The sequence below is a fragment of the Aeromonas sp. Prich7-2 genome (assembly GCF_017939255.1).
Lineage (GTDB): Bacteria > Pseudomonadota > Gammaproteobacteria > Enterobacterales > Aeromonadaceae > Aeromonas > Aeromonas caviae.
The window spans coordinates 1-20,761 of sequence record NZ_JAGKRI010000114.1 but is presented as its reverse complement, the minus strand read 5'-3'; the positions used below and the strand labels follow the sequence as shown (position 1 = coordinate 20,761).

Sequence of the window (20,761 nt, the reverse complement as noted above, 5' to 3'; positions counted from 1 at the left end):
CGAGATTGCGCCGTGCACGACAACACCTACCTCCCCGATCACTTCCTGCGTCACATTGCGGAGTTCATGCCATCCCATCTCTCCATGGAGGCATTCGTGGCGAGTTGCCGGCAGCCGCTGCGGCGCAGCATCCGGGTCAACACCCTCAAGATCCCGGTATCCGAGTTTGTCGCCCGCATGGCGCCGCTTGGCTGGCAGCTGGATCCCGTGCCCTGGTGTAAAGCCGGCTTCTGGCTCATCCGCAGCGATGAGAGCATTCCCCTTGGCAACACGGCCGAGCATCTGTGCGGCCTCTTCTACATCCAGGAAGCGAGCTCCATGTTGCCGGTGACGGCGCTCTTTGCCAGTGAGCAAACCCGAGGGGATGGCATGTTGCTGGACGCGGCCGCCGCCCCTGGCTCCAAGACTACCCAGATCGCGGCGCTGATGGAGAACCGCGGCATGCTGATCGCCAACGAGTTTTCCAGCAGCAGGCTGAAAGTGCTGAGCGCCAATATCCAGCGCTGCGGTGTGACCAACGTCGGTATGACCCATTTCGATGCCAAGGTCTTTGGCCAATGGCTGCCGGAAACCTTCGACGCCATCCTGCTCGACGCCCCCTGCTCCGGCGAGGGGACGGTGCGAAAAGATGAAGACGCACTGCGCAACTGGAGCCTGGAGAGCATCGAGGAGATCGCCTCGGTGCAGCGTGGCCTGCTGGAGAGCGCTTTTCACGCCCTCAAACCCGGCGGCGTGCTGGTCTACTCCACCTGCACCCTGAGCCTGCAAGAGAATCAGGCCGTCTGTCAGTCGTTGCAAAAGAAGTTCGGCGATGCCTTCAGCTTTGACTCGTTGGCCGATCTCTTTCCGGGAGCGGAGAAAGCCTGTACGCCGGAGGGATACCTGCATGTGTGGCCCCAGATCTTCGACAGTGAAGGCTTTTTCGTCGCCCGGTTGCGCAAGCATCACTCCGTGCCCAACACCATGTTCAAACCGGGCAAGCTCGGCAAGTTCCCCTTCTCGCCGCTGCCAGAGAAAGAGGCCGGCCCCATGTTGCGGGAGATTGAAGGGAATTTTGGCATCGTGCCCCATGGCCAACTGTTTGGCCGCAATGACGAGATCTGGCTCTTCCCTCACGCCTTCGAGCAGGTACAGGGGAAGCTGCGTTTCGATCGCATCGGCATCAAGCTGGCTGAAACCTTCAAGAAGGGATATCGATTGACCCATGAATGGGCTCTGGCTTACGGCCATGAGGCGAGCAAGGGATGCGTCGAGCTGGATGCCGCCAATGCCCGTGAATTCATGATGGGACGAGATGTCTGGCCAGAGCAGGATGCCGGGACTGGGGAAGTGATCGTTCGTTACCAGGGGCACCCGCTCGGCATGGGGAAATGGGTGGGGAGTCGCATCAAGAATGCCCTGCCCCGGGAGCTGGTACGGGACAACAACCTGTTCAATGCGTGAGAGTGGGGTCGCTCGAGCAAAAATAGCGCCTGTTCGAGTCTGAAAAACCCCCACTCTGGTTGAACTTTTATCCGGTTCTTGAAATGCCTAGAGCCTTGTCTAAGCTTAAGGCTATCCGCATACCAGTTAGCGCACGGCTCTGCAAGGAGCCAATTCCCCTATGCCAGGTACAAGGAATTCGTACCTGGCTTTTTTTGTCTTCTTTTTCAATCACACCGGCACGGCACGATAGCATCGTCTATTCGAGCATGTCTGCCGACTCGGGGACATCGCTCTGCTGCGCGTTGGTCGTTTGTTGCAGTTCGTGCTGATAGAGCAGATCGATTGCCTGCTCGATGATGGAGGCCTGACTGTCTTCCAGTTGTTGCCCCAGCATGGCCAACCGCTCTGCATGACGATTGCTTATCCAGCATTGCAACCGGCTGTGGGTTTCCTGCTTGCGCTTCACGTGCTGGCGCTGCCGTTCGGCGTTCTCTTGCGCGGCGATTTTCTTCAATTCCTGGCTATCGTGACCTTCCGACATGTCTATATCGTGAATGTTATCTCTCATTTTTCGTTGGCATCTTCTACGAAAGTAAATCGGATTACGACTCCCCCACCGTCATGATGTCTGTGGAGGACGACATGAATATACCACCAGATCAACAGGATATCATTTAACATAAAAAAGTCAGTGGCGCGGTTTGCTATAACAACCCATCCAGGGCGTGATCCGAGAACTTGTGTGCATCGTCGAAATATTCCTGCAAGGTGCGCATGTCCTTGTGTCGGGTCACCTCGATGATCTTGTTCATCGGTTTGCCCGCCGTTACCGCAGAGGTGATGAACCCCCGCCGCAAACTGTGGCCACTGACATGGAGATCGTCGATGGCCTGGCCGGTTCGCCGCTTGATCATCAAGTTGATACCTTGTGGCCCCAGGGGGTCTGTCATCAGCTGTCCCCAGCGATTCATTCGACGAAACAGGGGGCCCTCAGCAATCCGGCTTTTTTTCAGCCATTGTTGCAGTGCAGAGACCGGGCAATACCGGGTTCCTGGAATGAGTGCTATCTCCGATTCATGGAGCTGATGTTTGCTTGGTTTGAGACAAAGGCGTATCCCCTGCCCCACAAACTGCACGTCATTCACCTCGATCCTGGCCGCTTCCGATCGACGCAAGGCGCCACTGAACATCAGGAGCAACAGGGTGTAATCCCGAAGCCCAGCCAGGTTGCTGGTGTCTATCTCGTCCAGCACGCAGGCCAATGGTTTCAGGGTCAGCGCCCCCGTTTTGCGTTTGCGGTTATCACCGAGCCGTACTATGCCCCGCATCATCTCCTTGATCTCCGCATGCTCGGTCGGCATGGGGTGGATCCCCTTCTGCTTGAAGGCATAACGAATGCCGGCAAGCCGTCTTACCAGGGTGGCCGGTTTGCGAGGTTCCCCGTTGCGAAGTTCCCCCTTTCCTTCTTCCTTGTCCAGCCAGACCCAGTTGGCCAGGATGCCATCGGCCTGATCCGCCAGAAAATTCATGATGTCGTGGTGTGTTGTCTGCAAGGGATCCAGCCCGTGGAGTTGGCACCAGGAGACAAAGATGCGGGTATCTGCCTGATAGGCATTGAGGGTGGAGTCGGCTTTGGCGCTGCGCAGAAAGCGTCTTGCCCGGCTGTTCAGCTGAGGATCGAAGACGCTCTGCAAGGATTGCTGAACTGGGTTTTGAAGGCGTGGGTAGTTCACTTAACTCTATGATTTAAAGCGGAGTTTCGGTGGATCTTACAGGATCTTCCAGATCTATCAAGTATCGATAATGAATATTATCGATACTTGTGAAGAGTGCTTTTAACCCATTTCAGCCCCCTCATCTATTCCTCAAGCATTCTGTCATCCCTGCTCCGTTTTATCAGGTGCTGGCAATTTGAACTCGTCAGCATCCACCACACAAAGTGAGAGATAACAACTTGGCATGATTGTTTTGGGATGGATCGTGATAGTGCAGATTGTCATAGAAAACGCCCCGCTATGCGGGGCGTTTTCTGTTATCGCTTTGCCAACTTGAACAATTCGAAGAAATTATGGCTGGTGGCCTCTGCCAATTCAGCGAGCGGTATCTGGCGAAGATCCGCGATAAATTGGGCGACGTCGCGAACAAAGGCCGGCTCATTCTCCCTCCCCCGGTGGGGAACCGGTGCCAGATAGGGAGAGTCGGTTTCAACCAGCAGTCGTTCCAGTGGCAACGCCTTGACCACGGCCTGCAGGGCTGAGGCGTTCTTGAAGGTGGCTATCCCCGAGATGGAAATATAGAACCCCATGGCCATCGCGGCCTCGGCCATTTCGAGGGACTCGGTGAAGCAGTGCAGCACTCCGCCCACCTGTTCGGCCCCCTCCTCTCGCATGATCCGCAGCGTGTCTTCCTGGGCATCCCGGGTGTGGATGATGAGCGGTTTGTTCAGTGCCCGGGCTACACGAATATGTTCGCGGAAAGAGGCTTGCTGTACATCCTTGTTTTCCGGTGAATAGAAGTAGTCGAGCCCGGTTTCGCCGATGGCCACCACTCTCTCATCGGCCGCCTGAGTCAGCAGCAAGGCAGCATCCACCCCGGGATCCTGATTGAGCGGGTGGACACCGCAGGAGGCAAACACCTGGGGATAGGGAGCGATGGCCTCCATCATGGTCGGGAACTGGGCCTGGGTCACACTCACGCAGAGAAAATATCCCACGCTCTGCTGCGCCGCCTTGGCCAGTACATCGGCCATGTCGGTCTGCTTGGAGCCATAACTCAAGCGATCGAGATGGCAATGGGAATCAACGAGTAACATAGACAACCTTGTTTATAACCAGCGATTGAGCCAGTTCATCAAATGGATGGTGGGATTGGAAAGCTGCCCTGGCTGACAAGCCTCCTTCAGCACAACCAGCTGCTGTTCAGCTTCCAGGAGCCGTTCGCTGGAGTGTCTCTCAGCCAGTTGCTGGCTGAGTGATGCAAGATCCGGCATCGCCAGTTGATGATGGCCGCAGCCAGCCTGAAGCTTGAGGGCATCGCACAAGAAGAGCTGCAACCAGTGCAGCCGGACCTGATTATCCTCGGCCAACTGGGCGCAGACATTCGCCGCACGGGTGGGGGCCGATGCCAGCGAGACAAATCCGTCGAGCAATGCCCGTCTGGCATCATCTTGCTGTGCTTCGATATAGCTCAGCACCCGCAGCGGCGCACCCTGGCAGATCCGCACCTGGGCCTGGGTCGCCTGATGGCCCTGCTCGGCGAGCCAGGCAAGGGTCTCCCCCTCAGAGGGGAGCTGGCAGACATGCTTGTGACAACGGCTCAAGATGGTGGGGAGCAGGCGAGATACCCGGGATGCGATGAGCAGCAACAGACTGTCGCCAGCCGGCTCTTCCAGCGTCTTCAGCAAAGCATTGGCGGCAGACTCCGTCATGCGCTCCGCCTCCTGAATGATCACCACCTTGCCGCGACCGAGCTGGGACGTGCTCTGGAGGCGGCTGCAAATCTCCCGGATGGCTTCGACACCTATGGTCTTGCCCTCTGGCCCCAGGGTGCCAAGATCCGGGTGATGCCCTTTCTCAAAAAGCTGGCAGGAGTGGCACTGACCGCAGGGCTCACCTCGTTGTGGATGCTGACACAGGTGCAGTCGCGCCAGTCGCTCTGCAAGCTGCTCCTTGCCAAGGCCGGGATCGCCTAGCAGCAACCAGGCGTGGCCGAGCCGTCCGGCCCGGGACGTCTCGCTCAAGGCATGCCAATCCGGGATCAGCCAGGGATACATAGCCCCTCGCTTGCCAGATAATGCTCAAGGGCTGCCTCGATGGCGGCTTTGACTTGCGCCGGGGGCAACCCGGCATCGATGACCTGGATGGAATCATCGGCGGCCGCCAACTCGAGGTAACGCTGGCGGGTACGTTCAAAGAAGCCGATCTGCTCCAGCTCAATCCTGTCCAGCTCGCCGCGATGGCGGGCCCGCTGCAGGCCGATGGCAGGATCGATGTCCAGATAGAGCGTCAGATCCGGCTTGAAATCCCCGAGGACCGCCCGTTTGATGGCGCCGATGAGGTTCGCATCGATGCCGCGGCCACCCCCCTGATAGGCCTGGGAGGAGAGATCGTGGCGATCGCCCACTACCCAGATGCCGTCTGCCAGGGCAGGCTTGATCCGGGTCTCCACCAGTTGTACCCGGGAGGCGTACATCAACAGCAGCTCGGCCTCGACGGTCAGGCGCTCGTCGTGCACTTCCTTGACGATGGCCCGCATGCGTTCCGCCAGCGGCGTGCCGCCCGGCTCCCGGGTGCACTCGATCCGCGCAACTCCGTGGGCTTGCAGATAGTCGGTCACATAGCGCACCGCAGAACTCTTCCCTGCCCCTTCCAATCCTTCAATCACGATAAATTTAGACATTAGGGTTTCTTCAATATGTATTCACGCACCGCCCGATTGTGTTCATCGAGGGTCTTGGAGAAGTAGTGGGCACCGCCCCCCTTGGCAACGAAGTAGAGATAGTCGGTCGATTTGGGGTTGAGCGCCGCCTCGATGGAGGCCTTGCCCGGCATGGCGATGGGCGTCGGAGGCAGACCGTCGATCACATAGGTGTTGTAGGGGTTCACGTCGGTCAGATCGCTGCGGCGAATGTTGCCATCGTACCTCTCCTTCACCCCATAGATGACGGTAGGGTCGGTCTGCAACTTCATGCCAAGGCGTAGACGGTTGACGAACACAGAAGCAATCTGGGCCCGTTCATCCGGTTGGCCCGTCTCTTTTTCGATGATGGAGGCCATGATGAGCGCTTCATAGGGAGTCTTGTAAGGCAGATTGGCCTGACGCTTCTCCCAGGAAGCCTCCAGGAACGTTTTCATGTCCTGATAGGCGCGGCGCAGGATCGAAAGATCGCTGGCATGAGTGGTATAGGCGTAGGTTTCCGGCAGGAACCACCCCTCCAGCTTGCCATTTTCGATGCCGAGCTCCTGAGCCAGCTCGGTTTCGCTCTGCTCCAGAGTCAGGCGCTCCAGATAGGGGGCGCTGGAAAGTTGCTTCAGCCAATCCTCAAATCGGGACCCTTCGACAAAGGTCAGGCTGAAGTGAAACTCCTTGCCGGAAGCAAAGAGAGAGAGAGTCTCCTTGAGCGGCGCCCCTTCCTTGATTTCATAGGTGCCGGACTTGATGGCCACCAGTTCGGGATGACCGCGCAACCAGAGACGCACCGCCCAGGGGCTGGTTTCCCCCTCCCCCAGTTCGGCAATCAGGCGCGCCGCATGGGCGCCTTTTTCGACGGTAAAGAGGCGTGTTGGCCCCTTGTTGGTGAGCGTCTCCACCTGTTGCCACTTGTGATACACGTACCCTCCGACAACGGCGACAGAGAGTGCCGCCCCTGCGAGCAGGGTGTAAAGCCGATTAAACTTCAATGACCAAGCGCTCCTGTAAACGGCGGATCAATACCGGACTGGGATAGTGCATATCCCCGATGCGGGTGACCGGGACTATACCCATCAGGGTATTGGTCAGCCAGACCTCTTCCGCCTGCCAGAGTGACTCCAATGGAGCCTCTACGACACGCAGTTCAATGCCCATCTGTTTAAGCATCGTCATCACGCGCTTGCGCATGATGCCATCGATCCCGGCGCGGGTGAGATCCGGTGTGAACACCGTCCTGCCGCGACGCCAAAACAGATTGGCGCTGACCCCTTCTACCAGAAATCCCCGGCTGTTCAAGACTATACCTTCGACCCCGCCACGCGCAGCAAGTTCGCGCTTCAGCATCACTTGTTCGAGGCGCCCCAGCGTCTTGAGACCGGCGAGCATGGGACTGTCCCCAAGCTGCTGCTGGCATACCAGGGCATTGATGCCGGTTTGCTGCCAATCATGATAATGCTCAGGATAAGGTGCCAAAGAGACGATGCGAGTGGGCGTGTCACAGCCTGCGCCGTCATATCCCCGCCCACCGGCGCCCCGGGTCAGCATTATCTTGACGACAGCCTGTGTCTGCCCAGAAGCCAGCTGCGCCGCCTCGTCGGCAAGCAGGTCCCAGGAGTGCTCGCCAAAGCCAAGCCGGGCGTTGGCATGTTGCAGCCGGGCCAGATGGTCCTGCCACCAGAGCACCTTCCCTTCCCTCACCAGCATGGTGGTGAAATGACCATCACCGTATGCCAGCCCACGATCCCTGGCTGACAGTGTTTCTGTGGGTATTCCATTAATCAGCAAGGGGATCCCTCCGATAAAAAAGGCCCGATACTGCCGTATCGGGCCTTATCATTCGCCCAGAGCGAATTATACGCGTTTGAAGATCAGGGAGCCATTGGTGCCGCCAAAACCGAAGGAATTGGAGAGGGCATAATCGAAGCTGCCGGCCTTGGCAACATGCGGCACCAGATCCAGGTCGCACTCATCATCCGGGTTGTCCAGGTTGATGGTGGGAGGCACCATCTGGTCACGCAGAGAGAGCACGGTGATGATCGCCTCGATGGCGCCAGCCGCCCCCAACAGGTGGCCTGTCATGGACTTGGTGGAGCTGACCATCAGGGCGCTGGCATGGTCACCAAACACCTTCTTCATGCCGCGCAGCTCGGCCACATCTCCAAGGGGGGTGGAGGTACCGTGGGCATTGATGTAACCGATCTGCTCGGGTGCGATGCCAGCATCCTTGATGGCGTTCTTCATGGCGCGTGCGCCACCATCGCCGTCCGAGGGAGGGGCCGTCATGTGATAGGCATCCCCGCTCATGCCAAAGCCGACCAGCTCGGCATAGATCTTGGCGCCGCGTGCCTTGGCATGTTCATACTCTTCCAGCACCAACACGCCGGCACCGTCGCCCAGCACGAAACCGTCGCGATCCTTGTCCCAGGGGCGGCTCGCCTTCTGCGGTTCGTCATTACGTGTGGAGAGCGCCTTGGCAGCGGCAAAGCCGCCCATGCCCATGGGGGTGGAGGCTTTCTCGGCACCACCGGCAACCATCACGTCCGCATCGCCATAGGCGATCATCCGGCCAGCCATGCCGATGGCATGGGTACCCGTGGTACAGGCGGTAGTCACGGCGATGTTCGGGCCCTGCATGCCTTTCATGATGGAAAGATGACCGGACACCATATTGATGATGGTGGACGGAACGAAGAAAGGGCTCAGCTTGCGAGGGCCGCCATTGATGAGGCTGCTGTGGTTCTGCTCAATCAGACCCAGACCGCCGATACCGGAGCCGATGGCAACGCCTACCCGCTCCGCGTTCTCTTCGTTGATGATCAGGCCGGAATCTTCCAGGGCCTGAACACCCGCCGCCACGCCATACTGGATGAAGAGATCCATCTTGCGGGCTTCTTTGCGGTTGATGCCGAACTCTTCGGGGTCGAAATCCTTGACCAGGCCTGCGAAACGGGTTGCGAACTCGCTTGCATCAAAGTGGTCGATGAGGGAAATGCCGCTCTGCCCGTTGAGCAGGGCTTGCCAGCTGGATTCGGCAGTGTTGCCTACCGGGGAAAGCATCCCCAAGCCGGTCACCACGACTCTGCGTTTTGACACTGAGGTAGTCTCCGAGAGGTGTTTTGAAAGGGGTAAACATAAAAGAAGCGGCCCTTGGGCCGCTTCTTTCAGAACAGGAACTTATTCCTGATTAGCGGTGATGTAGTCGATAGCCGCTTGAACAGTGGTGATCTTCTCGGCTTCTTCATCAGGAATTTCGGTATCGAATTCTTCTTCCAGCGCCATTACCAGTTCAACGGTATCCAAAGAGTCAGCGCCCAGGTCGTCGACGAAGGAGGCAGCGTTCTTCACGTCTTCTTCTTTAACACCCAGTTGTTCGATGATGATTTTCTTTACGCGTTCTTCGATGTTGCTCATGACCTGAATTTTCCTTTAAAAATACGCTATTGCGTCTGGTTGGGGTAGTGTATTCAATTGACGTGAGTTTGCAAGTGACTTGCCGCTGGTCAAACCACGAAATTCGCCAAACTTCGGCGTATTATCGCAAATTTGAACAGAACTCACGACAAATTGATTACACCATGTACATCCCGCCATTAACATGCAGGGTTTCGCCGGTAATATAGGCGGCATCATCCGATGCCAAGAATACCACAGCGGCAGCAATTTCTTTCGGATCGCCCAAACGGGCAGCAGGCACCTGATTCATGATGCCGGCGCGCTGCTCTTCATTGAGCGCCTTGGTCATGTCGGTCTCGATGAAACCGGGAGCAACCGCATTCACCGTGATGCCACGAGATGCCACTTCACGGGCCAGCGACTTGGTAAAGCCAACCAGACCAGCCTTGGCAGCAGCATAGTTGACCTGACCGGCGTTGCCCATGGTGCCGACCACGGAACCGATGCTGATGATGCGACCGTTACGCTTCTTCATCATGGCACGCAATACCGGCTTACTCAGACGGTACAGGGAGGTGAGATTGGTGTCGATGATCTCGTTCCACTCGTCATCCTTCATCCGCATCAGCAGGTTGTCGCGGGTAATGCCGGCGTTGTTGATCAGGATGTCGATGTCGCCAAAACGCGCCTTGATGGCGGCGAAGACGGTTTCGATAGATTCCTGACTGGTCACGTTCAGTGCCATGCCGCAGCCTTGTTCACCCAGGTAAGCACTGATCGCCTCGGCACCGCTCTCGCTGGTCGCGGTCCCCACGACTTTGGCGCCACGAGCAGCAAACATCTCCGCAATCGCACGACCAATGCCACGGCTGGCGCCAGTGACCAACACAACCTTATCGGTAAAACTCATGACTTGCTCCTGTTTACTTGATCTGGGCCAGTGCCTGCTCGAACGAGGCGGCGTCGTTGGCGTGAATACCTTCCACTCGCGCATCGATACGCTTGGCCAGGCCGGTCAATACCTTGCCCGGGCCCATCTCGATCTCGAGGGTAACACCGTCGTTTGCCATGCGCTCTACCGTTTCAGTCCAGCGAACCGGGCTGAACAGCTGACGCACCAAGGCTTGCTTGATGGCGGCAGGATCCTGCTCACAAGAGACGTCAACATTATTGATGACGGCGATGGCAGGAACCTTGATCTCGATCCCATCCAGGGCGGCGGCCAGCTTTTCTGCGGCCGGTTTCATCAGGGCGCAGTGGGAGGGCACGGAGACCGGCAGCGGCAGGGCACGCTTGGCACCTGACTCTTTCATCAGCACGTTGGCACGCTCGACCGCCTCTTTGTGGCCGGCGATGACCACCTGACCCGGAGAGTTGAAGTTGACCGGAGAAACCACCTGCCCCTGGGCCGCTTTCTCACAGTTGGCAGCGATGCTCTCGTTGTCCAGACCGATGATGGCAGCCATGGCGCCAGTGCCTTCCGGTACGGCTTCCTGCATGGCCAAACCACGCAGCTCGACCAGCTTGACGGCATCGGCAAACGCCAGCGCGCCGCTGCACACCAGGGCGGAGTATTCCCCCAGGCTGTGGCCGGCCATCACGGCAGGGGTTGCCCCGCCTTGTTGTTGCCACAGGCGCCACAGCGCGACGGAGGCGGTCAACAGCGCTGGCTGGGTACGCCAGGTCTTGTTGAGATCCTCGGCCGGGCCTGCCATCACCAGGGCAAACAGGTCATAGCCCAGCACCTGGCTCGCCTCGGCGAAGGTCTCTTTAATCACTGCGTGTTGCTCGGCCAGCTCGGCCAGCATGCCGACGCTCTGGGAGCCTTGTCCCGGGAAGGCAATGGCAAATCGGGTCATCATTGATTCCTTTAAGGTAAGACGAATTCGGTAAGCGGGCGCCCGAGGACCGGGCACCGCTCGGTATCAGAGGCGAACCAGCGCAGAGCCCCAGGCAAAACCGCCGCCGAAGGCTTCCAGCAGGACCAGCTGGCCGGGTTTGATGCGACCATCGCGCACCCCTTCATCGAAGGCGATGGGCACGGAGGCCGCGGAGGTATTGCCATGACGATCCAGGGTCAGGATCACCTTGTCGAGCCCCATGCCGAGTTTCTTGGCGGTGGCATTGATGATGCGGAAGTTGGCTTGATGGGGCACCAGCCAGTCCAGCTCGCTCGGCTCGACGTTGGCCGCAGCCAGGGTTTCGGTCACGATCTCGCTAAGGCGTGTCACCGCCACCTTGAAGACATCGTTGCCCTTCATGTACATGTAGGCTTCGAGCTCAGCACCCGGCATGCCGCGACGGGGCTGCGGCAGTTTGAGCAGCTCGCCATAACGGCCATCGGCATGCAGATGGGTGGAGAGGATCCCAGGAGTGTCGCTGGCACCGATGACCACGGCCCCTGCCCCATCCCCGAACAGGATGATGGTGCCGCGATCCTCGGGATCGCACATGCGTGACAGCACGTCCGCACCGACAACCAGCACGTGGCGAGCAGCGCCGGATTTGACGAACTGATCGGCGATGGCGAGAGCATATGTAAAGCCGGCACAGGCGGCGGCTACGTCAAACGCCGGGATCCCCGGTACGTCAAGCAGCCCCTGCAGTTCACAGGCAGCAGCTGGGAAGGCATTCTCTGCGCTGGTGGTGGCCAGCACTATCATGTCCAGATCGGCGGCAGTCAGACCTGCCGCATCAAGCGCACGCAAGGCCGCCTGATGAGAAAGGGTCGCGACGGTTTCGTCGGCTCCGGCGATACGGCGTTCACGGATCCCGGTGCGTTCCACGATCCATTCGTCACTGGTTTCAACCATCTGTTCAAGATCGGCGTTGGTACGAACCGAACTCGGCAGATAACTGCCAGTACCCAGAATTTTGCTATGCATAGAGTTTTATAAATCCCTGTCGGAAAAGACAGATTCAAGGCGATCTGCAATTTGCAATGGAAGTTGATGTCTGGCTTCTTGTGCGGCCAGCAGAATCGCATGACACAGAGCGCGGCGCTCGGCCCGCCCATGGCTTTTTACCACAATGCCGCGCAATCCTAACAGACTCGCGCCATTATACTGGTCGGGGTTCAGGTAAGAGAAACGCCGTTTGAACATAAATCCGGCGAGTCGACCAAGAAAACTGCGTTTTTTGCGCGGATATCCGGCCAGTTCGGCCATCATCCGCACCACCCCCTCCGCGGTCTTGAGCGCCACGTTGCCCACGAAACCGTCGCAGACGATCACGTCGCACTCGCCGCTGAAGATCCTGTCCCCCTCAATGAAACCGACAAAATTCAGGGCAGAGCATTGGCGCAGCAACTCGGCGCTGTGACGCACCAGGTCGTTGCCCTTGATCTCCTCCTCCCCTACGTTGAGCAGTGCCACTCTGGGTGAAGGTATCCCCTCCACCTTCTCTGCGACTACGGCGCCCATCACGGCAAATTGCAGCAGGGTGTCGGCATCGCAGCTCACGTTCGCACCCAGATCCAGCATCACGGTCCGCTTTCCACTCAATGTGGGCAGCGCCTTGATGAGGGCTGGCCGGTCAACACCGGGCAAGGATTTGAGCACGCACTTGGCCATGGCCATCAAGGCACCGGTGTTGCCTGCACTGACACAGGCATCGGCAGCGCCGCTCTTGACCAGATCCAGGGTCACGCGCATGGAGGAGTCTTTCAGGGTACGCAGCGCCACGATAGGCTTTTCGCCCATGCCCACGACCTGGGAGGCATGCACGAGACGAACGCGAGGGTGGTTGAGCAAGCCATGTTGCTGCAGAAGAGAGGCGGTCTGGTGTTGATCACCGACCAGAACAAGTTTTAGCTGGGGTAGAAGAGACAGTGCCTGCACGGCGGCAGGCACTGTTTCCGAGGGGCCGATATCTCCCCCCATTATGTCTAGCGCGACAGTTTGCGTAGACAAAGGCAATCCTTAAGCGATTACCTTTTTACCGCGGTAGAAACCATCGGCAGTCACGTGGTGACGACGATGAATTTCGCCACTGGTCTGATCAACAGTCAGGGCAGCGGTGGTCAGCGCATCGTGGGAACGACGCATGCCACGCTTGGCGCGGGTTTTACGGTTCTGTTGTACGGCCATGGTAGGCTAACTCCTAAAATTCACTTACGTTTGAGCGCTTCAAGAACTGCAAAGGGATTCGGCCGCTCATCAGCAGGTTCGATTTCACCCCAGGTCATCTCCATGTTTCCTCTGGGACACACATCCACCGGATGCATGGCTACCTGAGGCAACGAGAGGATGAGTTCATCCTCCAGGATTTGATGAAGATCTATCTCGCCGTTTTCGTCCAACTCAATGGGCTCATAAGCTTCCGGCAGTTCTTCCTCGTTTGTTCTTTCGAACAGCGGAGTGTAAATAAAACTAGCTTCACAAAGGTGTTCAAACGTCTCACCACAACGCTGGCAAACCAGGTCGACCTTGGCATGGGCAGTGCCTTTCATAACGGTCAACTTCTGGACATCTTTGCCAAAGTGCAGTGTGACATCCACATCACTTCGCAAGCCTTCGGTTGATTCCTCCAGCCTGGGCATCTGCGACTTTTCCACTATCCCGACATAATCGAGTAGCTTCAAGGCATTACGGACTGGATCAACCTTAACGGGCAACTTCACCTTTTGCATAGGGCGCGAATATTATAGGTCCAACAAGGGATAGTCAAAGGAAAAAGTCCTTACCGCCGATGATTTTACCTTCACAGGCCCCTGCAAGAGGAACTTGTGCTCATCGGTGGCCGATTATGCCATATCGTGCAGGATCTGGCACAGGATCCTGTTCCCCTCTCCTGTCTGTCCACCGGATGTGCTCCTTGGTGTCTCATCAGGTGGCAGAACAGCGCGGGTCTCTCCCCAGCAGGCCTGGTGTCGCAGCCACTCTGGGCTCGGCTTCCATCAGTCTGCGTATGGCTTTGAAACTGCCCACGGCAGCCTTGATGGCAATGGGATTGACCAGCCAGCCCGGCAAGATGTTGCCCGGGTTGGTATAGGTTTCGAGCCGAACGAGTGTACTGCCATCCCGTTGGGGTAGCGCCTCCCACCGTCCAGCGCTTTCCTGGATCCGGAACAGCCCTGCATGCAATGGCAGGGCATTCGGCTCTGCCCACACCTCGAGAGTCAGGCCGCAATCGATGCGTCGACTCAAATGGGAGCGGGTGATGAGCTCCCTGTCTTGCACCGGCCAGGGAGACGCCAGGCGGGTATAGACCAGATCATCGTCGGGACCAGATCTGGCCAGCACCCTGACTTCACGGCTCTGGGGCAACCACTCTTAATGGCGCACCGTGTTGCGCAGTACCGTGATCAGCGCGCCAGGATCGGCATTCACGCGCATCTCCAGACGTAAGGCCTGAAAAGAGGTCGGAGGATGTGGCTGGGTCCAAAGCATCACCCCCTCATCCCCCTGGCGAAGTTGCCATGTCCCTGCCCAGCTGGCGAAGGAGATCAGTGCCATGACCAAGGCCGCATATCGTGTCATCACGCTCAATTCCGATCTCTTGTGTTTGTGCTGTGGTTTCCTCAGCATGCATGCTTCCCGCTAATTAGGCGAGTCCCGCTGTAGACATCTCCTGTTTGCGTGGCCCCATCTGCACAGATAGAATCAACCAATTGATTTATAAATGGATATCATCAAAACATGCAGCCTTCCTTGATCCTCGCGTCCACCTCGTCCTACCGCAAGACCTTGCTGGAAAAACTCGGTCAGCCATTTCACTGTGCTGCGCCTCAAGTCGATGAGACGGCGCGACACGGGGAGACCGCAGAAGCTCTGGTCAGCAGATTGGCGTTTGCCAAGGCGAATGCCGTTGCCGCTGACCGTGATCAAGGATTGATCATCGGTTCAGATCAGGTGTGCGTCTGTGACGGGCAGATCCTCGGCAAACCCGGCACGGTGGAGAAGGCGGTCGAGCAGTTGCTGCGGGCACAAGGCAAGCGCGTCATCTTTTACACCGGGCTGTGCGTGATCAATGCTGCAAATGGCCATGCCGAGCAGCTCGTCGAGCCTTTCACCGTGCATTTTCGTTCGCTCGATGAAGCCGCCATCCGTCGCTATGTGGAGGCCGAACGTCCTCTGGATTGTGCCGGCAGCTTCAAGTGCGAGGGAATGGGCATCGTCTTGTTCAAGGCGCTGGAGGGGCGTGATCCCAACGCCCTTGTCGGTCTTCCCCTGATAGGCTTGGTTGATCTCCTGGGTCGCCACGGCCTGGCTCTCCCATAACAAGAACTCTGCCATGAAAAACGGGAGCCAAGGCTCCCGTTTTTCATGGTTGTCAGCGTGGCAGCTTGGCGAGGAACGCCTCAAGCTCCGGTGACAATGGCGCTTCCACCTGCATCTCCCGGTCGTCCACCGGATGAGTAAAGGTGAGCTTCCAGGCGTGCAGGAACAAACGCTTTAGCCCCTGCCCTCGCATCTTTTCATCAAACCCGGCCTCACCATATTTGTCATCGCAGGCGATGGGATGGCCGGCGTGCTGGGTGTGGACACGGATCTGGTGAGTACGGCCAGTGATGGGACTGCACTCGACCAGTGTGGCCTCGGCAAACTGACGGGTAATCCGGAACCGGGTCTCGGAAGGTTTGCCATCGCTGCTGACCCGCACCACCCGCTCGCCGGATTGCAGATCATTTTTGCGAAGTGGCGCATTGACCACCTTGACGTGGGGTTGCCACTGGCCGCGCACCAGCGCCAGATACTGCTTGCGCATGGTCTTGACCCGCAACTGCTCGTGCAGGCTGCGCAGGGCACTGCGCTTCTTGGCAACCAGCAGCACGCCGGAGGTGTCGCGATCCAGCCGGTGCACCAGTTCGAGGAAACGGGCTTCGGGGCGCAGAGCACGCAGCCCTTCGATGACGCCAAAACTGAGGCCGCTGCCGCCGTGCACTGCCATGCCGGACGGCTTGTTTAGCACTATCATGGCGTCGTCTTCAAACAGGATCTGGCTCTCCAGACGCTGGATGCTGCCGAGGTTGGCAGAAGGCAACTCATTCTTCTCGGCCACACGCACGGGGGGCACCCGCACCTCGTCACCGGCACAAAGCTTGTATTCCGGTTTGATGCGCTTCTTGTTGACCCGCACCTCCCCTTTTCGAAGGATGCGATAAATCAGGCTCTTGGGGACGCCCTTTAACTGAGTCTTGAGAAAATTGTCGATGCGCTGCCCGTCATGCTCAGCTTCGATGGTGAGCAGCTGCACTTGTTGATGTATCTGTGTCATGGCGCGGATTTTAACACCGCCGACAGCCCTTGGCTGCATGCTTTGTTAAAAAATGGCGTCTTGCTATAAAAGTGGTTTAAATGGGATAATAAACAAGGTTTTGTCATTGTGTTCAAGCCTTGTACTAAGTGGCCAAAATGTATGCCACCCAATCCCGAAACACCGTGTATACAAGAACATGACGGTTCCCGGGTGCGAGGTACAACGCATGGAGAACACAAACAGAGCCGACGTAAATTGTCTCCACATCGGTATCCTTAATTCACGCCCTCTCGAGAAGGCTGAACCAGAGTGCCCTTAGTTTGCGCCTCATGCATACCCCAACCGGGAGGTTGCCCCAGCATGCTGAAGACCCGAGGCCGGCGCCGGCAGGACCCAGTGGAGGAATCAAAATGACAAAATAATGAGAACTCAATGAAAAGAATGCTAATCAACGCGACTCAGGAAGAGGAGTTGCGCGTAGCGCTGGTTGACGGACAACAGCTCTACGATTTGGATATTGAAAGTCCGGGACACGAGCAGAAAAAAGCGAACATTTACAAGGGCAAAATCACCCGAGTAGAACCCAGTCTCGAAGCTGCTTTTGTTGACTATGGCGCCGAACGCCACGGTTTCCTGCCGTTAAAGGAAATCGCCCGCAATTACTTCCCCTCCGGTTACTCCTATCAGGGTCGTCCCAACATCAAAGAAGTGGTCCGCGAAGGCCAGGAAGTGATTGTCCAGATCGACAAGGAAGAGCGTGGTACCAAGGGTGCAGCCCTCACCACCTTCATCAGTCTGGCTGGCAGCTACCTGGTGCTGATGCCGAACAACCCCCGTGCCGGCGGCATCTCCCGTCGCATCGAGGGTGACGAGCGGACCGAGCTGAAGGAAGCCCTGAGCGGACTGACCGTACCGGACGGCATGGGCCTCATCGTGCGCACCGCCGGTGTGGGCAAGTCCCCGGAAGAGCTGGAGTGGGATCTGAACGTTCTGCTCAATCACTGGGACTCCATCCATAAGGCGTCACAACAACGTTCCGCTCCGGTGCTCATTCACCAGGAGAGCAACGTCATCGTGCGCGCCATCCGTGACTATCTGCGTCGCGATGTGGGCGAGATCCTGATCGACAACCCGGTCATCTTCGAGCGCGCCAAGTCACATATCGAGCTGGTCCGTCCCGATTTCCTCAATCGCGTGAAGCTCTACAAGGGTGATGTCGCCCTGTTCAACCACTTCCAGATCGAGAGCCAGATCGAGTCAGCCTTCCAGCGCGAAGTGCGCCTGCCCTCCGGCGGCAGCATCGTCATCGATCCGACCGAAGCACTGACCTCCATCGATATCAACTCCTCCCGCGCCACCAAGGGCTGCGATATCGAAGAGACCGCCCTGCAGACCAACCTGGAAGCGGCCGATGAGATCGCTCGCCAGCTGCGCCTGCGTGACCTAGGTGGCCTGATTGTCATCGACTTCATCGACATGACCCCGCTTCGCCATCAGCGCGAAGTGGAAAACCGTCTGCGTGAAGCGGTGCATCAGGATCGTGCCCGTATCCAGCTGGGCCGTATCTCCCGTTTCGGTCTGCTGGAGATGTCTCGCCAGCGTCTGCGTCCCTCCCTCAACGAGTCCAGCAGCCATATCTGCCCCCGTTGCCAGGGTCAGGGGGTCATCCGTGACAACGAATCCCTCGCCCTGTCCATCCTGCGTCTCATCGAAGAAGAGGCCATGAAGGACAACACCGAGCAGGTGCATGCCCAGGTGCCGGTCGATGTGGCCGCCTATCTGCTCAACGAGAAGCGTACCTCCATCGCCAATCTGGAACAGCGCAATGATGTGCGTGTCTACATCATTCCGAACCAGCATCTGGAAACCCCGCACTACGAAGTGACCCGCATCCGTCAGAACGAGATCCCAGAAGCGGCCAGCTACGAGCTCAAAACCGAGATTGCCAAGCCGGTCTACCAGCCGCGCCAAGCTCAGGTAGTCGAGCGTGAACAACCGCTGCTGCAAGGGTTTGCCCCGGCTCCTCAGCCGGTTGCGCCCGCCGCCCCGGCTCCTGTTGCGACTCCCGCTCCGGTTGCAGAACAAGTCGGCTTCTTTGGCAAGCTGGCCAAGGCCTTCTCCGGCCTGTTCGGTGCCTCCTCCGATGCGGCTCCGGCCGAGGTGAAGGCGCCTGCCGACAAACCGGCCGCCCAGCGCGAAGCTCGCAAGGATGACGGGCACCGTCACCAGCGCGATGAATCCCGCAGCCGTGGTCAACGTGGTCGTCGCGACGACAACCGCGGCAGTCGCAATGCCGAGGCCGGCGAGAAGCGTGAAGGCGCAGCCAGCCGCGAGAGCAGTGATCGCAATCGTCGCCCGCGCAAAGAGCGTGAGCCTCGTCAAGAGCGGGAACCGCGCCAGGAACGGGAACCCCGTGGCGAAGTGCGCACCGAGCAGCGCATGGAGCGTGAGCCTCGCGAACCCCGCCAGGAGCGCGAACCTCGTGCCCCGCGTCCGGCTCGTGAACCTCGCGCCCCCCGCGAACCCCGTGCCGAGGTGATCGTCGAGGCGGTTGATACCGTTGATACTGCGGTCGCCAGCGCTGAACCGCGTCAGGAAAAAGAGCAAAAAGTGGCCGAGCGCCGCGAACGTCGCCAACTGCGCAAGCAGATCCGTGTCGATGTCGCCGCGACCGACACCCCTGCCCTGCCGACTGACGAGCAAATCATCGATGTCGCCGACGTGCAAGCCGCCGCTGAGCAGCAAGAAGAGCAAGGCGAAGGTCAGCGTCGTTCCCGCCGTACCCCGCGCAATCAGCGCATCGAAGGGCAACGTCGCAAGCGCATCAACGAAGAGGCTCGTGGCCAGCGTGAAGACGAAGCACAAGGTGAAGTGCAGCTGACTACCGCGGCCCAGGCCGATGCGGCTCAGGTGAAGGTGGAAGAACCGGTTGTGCCTGTCATCACCATTCCGAGCGCAGAAGCGGTTGCAGCAGCCCTGCAGGCCTCCGCCGCTCTGACCGAGCACGTGGTGGCTGAAGCCGTTGCTGAGGAAGCGGCAGAGCAAGCACTGGCAGCCCAGGCAGTGGACGCGCCCTCCACTGACGAAGTTGAACAGGCTGCGCAAGCAGACGCTGAACCCGCCGCCGAAGTGGCAGTTGTCGAACCCGAGATGGTCGAACCTATCGTCGACACCGCCTCTCATGACGAACCTGTAGCCTTGATCGACGCTGTCGAGCAGACCCAGCAAATGGAGGCCATCCCAGAAGAGGTTGCACCGGTTGCTGAAGCGGCACCTGTCGTGATCGCTGAGGAGACGGCCACCGCCGAGGCGAAGGTCGTCGAGATGCCGGCTGCAGTGGTGCAAACCGAGCCAGCAACCAGCCCCGAAGTGAAGGTCAGCAAGGGTGCCGGTGTATTGGCCCGTGCCCGCAAGGCTTATGCCCCCATGGCAACGCCGGCTGCGGCTCCTGCCCCGACACCCCGTGAACCCGTGGAGTACGCTCCCCTGGTACGCAGCGAAGTCGTGACCTCCGGTCGCCACGGTGGCAGCACCGCTGCCAGCAACGTGGCAACCAGCCCGGCCGGTCGCCCCTGAGCAGACTCGTTAGTCTGAATAAAGAGCCACACATCGTGTGGCTCTTTTTTTATCTCTTTTTTTGGGCTGACATCGCCTTGCTCTCCCCCCTGCCCATTCTTCGATATCCGCCGCTTTCCCGATGTTCAGCGACCACACACAGTCCAAACAAGACGTGAATAACACACCAGACAGAGAATTCATCTCTGTCAAAGCATCACGACATGCTCTGCTTTGTCGACAGGGTCCGTGCATTGACAGCATATGAAGCCATTGGCAAACCGTCTGGCAGCGTTCCCCTTTGGTAGCACAGTCGGTGTGTTCAGTGGTGGCTGAGACAACCCAGGTTGAACGGGAATGCCAGACATAGGGCAACCTGTGGCGCTCTTCACTCTCATCATTTCTGGTGAGGAACATAGGCACGTTGCACACCCTCCCTTCTGCTTTACGTGCAAGCATCGGCTTGTAACAAGGCATCACACAGACAGGTCCCCTCACTGTGCACAACGAGTGGCTCAGGGATGTAGAGAAGCCAAAGAGGTGATAGATAATGTCATTCAACTTCTTGTCTGATGGCATACAGCTATTACTCATTGAACTATTGCCGTATGACGTGACATTCACCAGGCAACAAAAAAGGTTCTTCGCGGGATCTTGGGGAAGTGGAAGTTGACAGACAGGGTGCTGGTAAACTGGCTGTCTCCAAACACACCACCACCATCACCCTGCTGTCGCCGTGCATCATATTGATATTGCCTCCTTCTGGCCAGGTTATACC

Annotated in this window: 21 protein-coding genes; 3 read left to right on the top strand and 18 right to left on the bottom strand. The window is 58.3% G+C overall.

Annotated elements, in window-relative coordinates:
- The first annotated feature begins 12 nt into the window (after positions 1-12).
- A complete protein-coding gene (rsmF, locus tag J9892_RS15780; RefSeq protein WP_210538580.1) occupies positions 13-1,443 on the top strand; it encodes a 16S rRNA (cytosine(1407)-C(5))-methyltransferase RsmF in 1,431 nt (476 codons plus the stop codon).
- A 238-nt stretch (positions 1,444-1,681) separates the two neighbouring features.
- On the opposite strand, the gene J9892_RS15775 is transcribed toward rsmF, so the two are convergent.
- The 17 genes from J9892_RS15775 to J9892_RS24695 all read right to left on the bottom strand — a co-directional run bounded on the left by J9892_RS15775 (position 1,682) and on the right by J9892_RS24695 (position 14,756).
- Entirely contained in the window at positions 1,682-1,966 is a 285-nt protein-coding gene (locus J9892_RS15775; protein WP_052815320.1) for a RepB family protein, read from the bottom strand.
- A 163-nt stretch (positions 1,967-2,129) separates the two neighbouring features.
- Positions 2,130-3,158, bottom strand: a complete 1,029-nt coding sequence (locus J9892_RS15770; protein ID WP_039041163.1) for a tyrosine-type recombinase/integrase — start codon at positions 3,156-3,158, stop codon at positions 2,130-2,132.
- Positions 3,159-3,457: 299 nt separating this feature from the next.
- A complete protein-coding gene (locus tag J9892_RS15765; RefSeq protein WP_042863871.1) occupies positions 3,458-4,237 on the bottom strand; it encodes a YchF/TatD family DNA exonuclease in 780 nt (259 codons plus the stop codon).
- A gap of 12 nt (positions 4,238-4,249) precedes the next feature.
- Positions 4,250-5,197: a DNA polymerase III subunit delta' gene (holB, locus tag J9892_RS15760; protein WP_043152706.1), complete on the bottom strand. Its 948-nt coding sequence runs from the start codon at positions 5,195-5,197 to the stop codon at positions 4,250-4,252.
- The gene (tmk, locus tag J9892_RS15755) at positions 5,182-5,823 is read right to left on the bottom strand and encodes a dTMP kinase (protein ID WP_042017643.1); all 642 of its coding nucleotides are present in this window, start codon (positions 5,821-5,823) and stop codon (positions 5,182-5,184) included. The genes holB and tmk overlap by 16 nt, the downstream gene beginning before the upstream one ends.
- Positions 5,823-6,824 (bottom strand): endolytic transglycosylase MltG, encoded by a 1,002-nt coding sequence (gene mltG / locus J9892_RS15750; protein ID WP_109112825.1) that lies wholly within the window; start codon positions 6,822-6,824, stop codon positions 5,823-5,825. The genes tmk and mltG overlap by 1 nt, the downstream gene beginning before the upstream one ends.
- Positions 6,814-7,620: an aminodeoxychorismate lyase gene (gene pabC, locus J9892_RS15745; protein ID WP_045524866.1), complete on the bottom strand. Its 807-nt coding sequence runs from the start codon at positions 7,618-7,620 to the stop codon at positions 6,814-6,816. Before pabC ends, mltG begins: the two co-directional genes overlap by 11 nt.
- A gap of 66 nt (positions 7,621-7,686) precedes the next feature.
- Positions 7,687-8,928, bottom strand: coding sequence for a beta-ketoacyl-ACP synthase II (fabF, locus tag J9892_RS15740; RefSeq protein WP_210538577.1), 1,242 nt, complete (start codon positions 8,926-8,928; stop codon positions 7,687-7,689).
- Positions 8,929-9,009: 81 nt separating this feature from the next.
- Complete coding sequence (gene acpP, locus J9892_RS15735) at positions 9,010-9,246, bottom strand: acyl carrier protein (protein WP_005300909.1); 237 nt, start codon at positions 9,244-9,246, stop codon at positions 9,010-9,012.
- A gap of 157 nt (positions 9,247-9,403) precedes the next feature.
- Entirely contained in the window at positions 9,404-10,138 is a 735-nt protein-coding gene (fabG, locus tag J9892_RS15730; protein ID WP_010674742.1) for a 3-oxoacyl-ACP reductase FabG, read from the bottom strand.
- A 13-nt stretch (positions 10,139-10,151) separates the two neighbouring features.
- Complete coding sequence (fabD, locus tag J9892_RS15725; RefSeq protein WP_042017641.1) at positions 10,152-11,087, bottom strand: ACP S-malonyltransferase; 936 nt, start codon at positions 11,085-11,087, stop codon at positions 10,152-10,154.
- Between the two features lie 66 nt (positions 11,088-11,153).
- Entirely contained in the window at positions 11,154-12,113 is a 960-nt protein-coding gene (locus tag J9892_RS15720; protein WP_010674740.1) for a beta-ketoacyl-ACP synthase III, read from the bottom strand.
- A 6-nt stretch (positions 12,114-12,119) separates the two neighbouring features.
- Positions 12,120-13,139, bottom strand: a complete 1,020-nt coding sequence (gene plsX / locus J9892_RS15715) for a phosphate acyltransferase PlsX (protein ID WP_010674739.1) — start codon at positions 13,137-13,139, stop codon at positions 12,120-12,122.
- Between the two features lie 9 nt (positions 13,140-13,148).
- Positions 13,149-13,316 (bottom strand): 50S ribosomal protein L32, encoded by a 168-nt coding sequence (rpmF, locus tag J9892_RS15710; protein ID WP_005300935.1) that lies wholly within the window; start codon positions 13,314-13,316, stop codon positions 13,149-13,151.
- Positions 13,317-13,336: 20 nt separating this feature from the next.
- Complete coding sequence (yceD, locus tag J9892_RS15705; protein ID WP_029314532.1) at positions 13,337-13,858, bottom strand: 23S rRNA accumulation protein YceD; 522 nt, start codon at positions 13,856-13,858, stop codon at positions 13,337-13,339.
- Positions 13,859-14,054: 196 nt separating this feature from the next.
- A complete protein-coding gene (locus J9892_RS15700; protein WP_234716529.1) occupies positions 14,055-14,495 on the bottom strand; it encodes a hypothetical protein in 441 nt (146 codons plus the stop codon).
- Between the two features lie 6 nt (positions 14,496-14,501).
- Positions 14,502-14,756 (bottom strand): hypothetical protein, encoded by a 255-nt coding sequence (locus tag J9892_RS24695; RefSeq protein ID WP_234716530.1) that lies wholly within the window; start codon positions 14,754-14,756, stop codon positions 14,502-14,504.
- A gap of 111 nt (positions 14,757-14,867) precedes the next feature.
- On the opposite strand from J9892_RS24695, the gene J9892_RS15695 reads away from it, so the two are divergent.
- Positions 14,868-15,449: a nucleoside triphosphate pyrophosphatase gene (locus J9892_RS15695; RefSeq protein WP_041215169.1), complete on the top strand. Its 582-nt coding sequence runs from the start codon at positions 14,868-14,870 to the stop codon at positions 15,447-15,449.
- Positions 15,450-15,501: 52 nt separating this feature from the next.
- Here J9892_RS15695 and rluC read toward each other — a convergent pair whose 3' ends face one another.
- Positions 15,502-16,446 (bottom strand): 23S rRNA pseudouridine(955/2504/2580) synthase RluC, encoded by a 945-nt coding sequence (rluC, locus tag J9892_RS15690; protein ID WP_201896700.1) that lies wholly within the window; start codon positions 16,444-16,446, stop codon positions 15,502-15,504.
- A 414-nt stretch (positions 16,447-16,860) separates the two neighbouring features.
- On the opposite strand from rluC, the gene rne reads away from it, so the two are divergent.
- The gene (gene rne, locus J9892_RS15685; protein ID WP_053288451.1) at positions 16,861-20,004 is read left to right on the top strand and encodes a ribonuclease E; all 3,144 of its coding nucleotides are present in this window, start codon (positions 16,861-16,863) and stop codon (positions 20,002-20,004) included.
- Positions 20,005-20,761 lie beyond the last annotated feature (757 nt).

What these genes read in the sequence shown, in the direction of transcription:
- J9892_RS15775 (WP_052815320.1), bottom strand. Translation starts at nt 1,966, where the DNA reads ATGTCGGAAGGTCACGATAGCCAGGAATTGAAGAAAATCGCCGCGCAA.
- J9892_RS15765 (WP_042863871.1), bottom strand. Translation starts at nt 4,237, where the DNA reads ATGTTACTCGTTGATTCCCATTGCCATCTCGATCGCTTGAGTTATGGC.
- holB (WP_043152706.1), bottom strand. Translation starts at nt 5,197, where the DNA reads ATGTATCCCTGGCTGATCCCGGATTGGCATGCCTTGAGCGAGACGTCC.
- tmk (WP_042017643.1), bottom strand. Translation starts at nt 5,823, where the DNA reads ATGTCTAAATTTATCGTGATTGAAGGATTGGAAGGGGCAGGGAAGAGT.
- acpP (WP_005300909.1), bottom strand. Translation starts at nt 9,246, where the DNA reads ATGAGCAACATCGAAGAACGCGTAAAGAAAATCATCATCGAACAACTG.
- fabG (WP_010674742.1), bottom strand. Translation starts at nt 10,138, where the DNA reads ATGAGTTTTACCGATAAGGTTGTGTTGGTCACTGGCGCCAGCCGTGGC.
- fabD (WP_042017641.1), bottom strand. Translation starts at nt 11,087, where the DNA reads ATGACCCGATTTGCCATTGCCTTCCCGGGACAAGGCTCCCAGAGCGTC.
- J9892_RS15720 (WP_010674740.1), bottom strand. Translation starts at nt 12,113, where the DNA reads ATGCATAGCAAAATTCTGGGTACTGGCAGTTATCTGCCGAGTTCGGTT.
- rpmF (WP_005300935.1), bottom strand. Translation starts at nt 13,316, where the DNA reads ATGGCCGTACAACAGAACCGTAAAACCCGCGCCAAGCGTGGCATGCGT.
- yceD (WP_029314532.1), bottom strand. Translation starts at nt 13,858, where the DNA reads ATGCAAAAGGTGAAGTTGCCCGTTAAGGTTGATCCAGTCCGTAATGCC.
- J9892_RS24695 (WP_234716530.1), bottom strand. Translation starts at nt 14,756, where the DNA reads ATGCTGAGGAAACCACAGCACAAACACAAGAGATCGGAATTGAGCGTG.
- J9892_RS15695 (WP_041215169.1), top strand. Translation starts at nt 14,868, where the DNA reads ATGCAGCCTTCCTTGATCCTCGCGTCCACCTCGTCCTACCGCAAGACC.
- rluC (WP_201896700.1), bottom strand. Translation starts at nt 16,446, where the DNA reads ATGACACAGATACATCAACAAGTGCAGCTGCTCACCATCGAAGCTGAG.
- rne (WP_053288451.1), top strand. Translation starts at nt 16,861, where the DNA reads ATGAAAAGAATGCTAATCAACGCGACTCAGGAAGAGGAGTTGCGCGTA.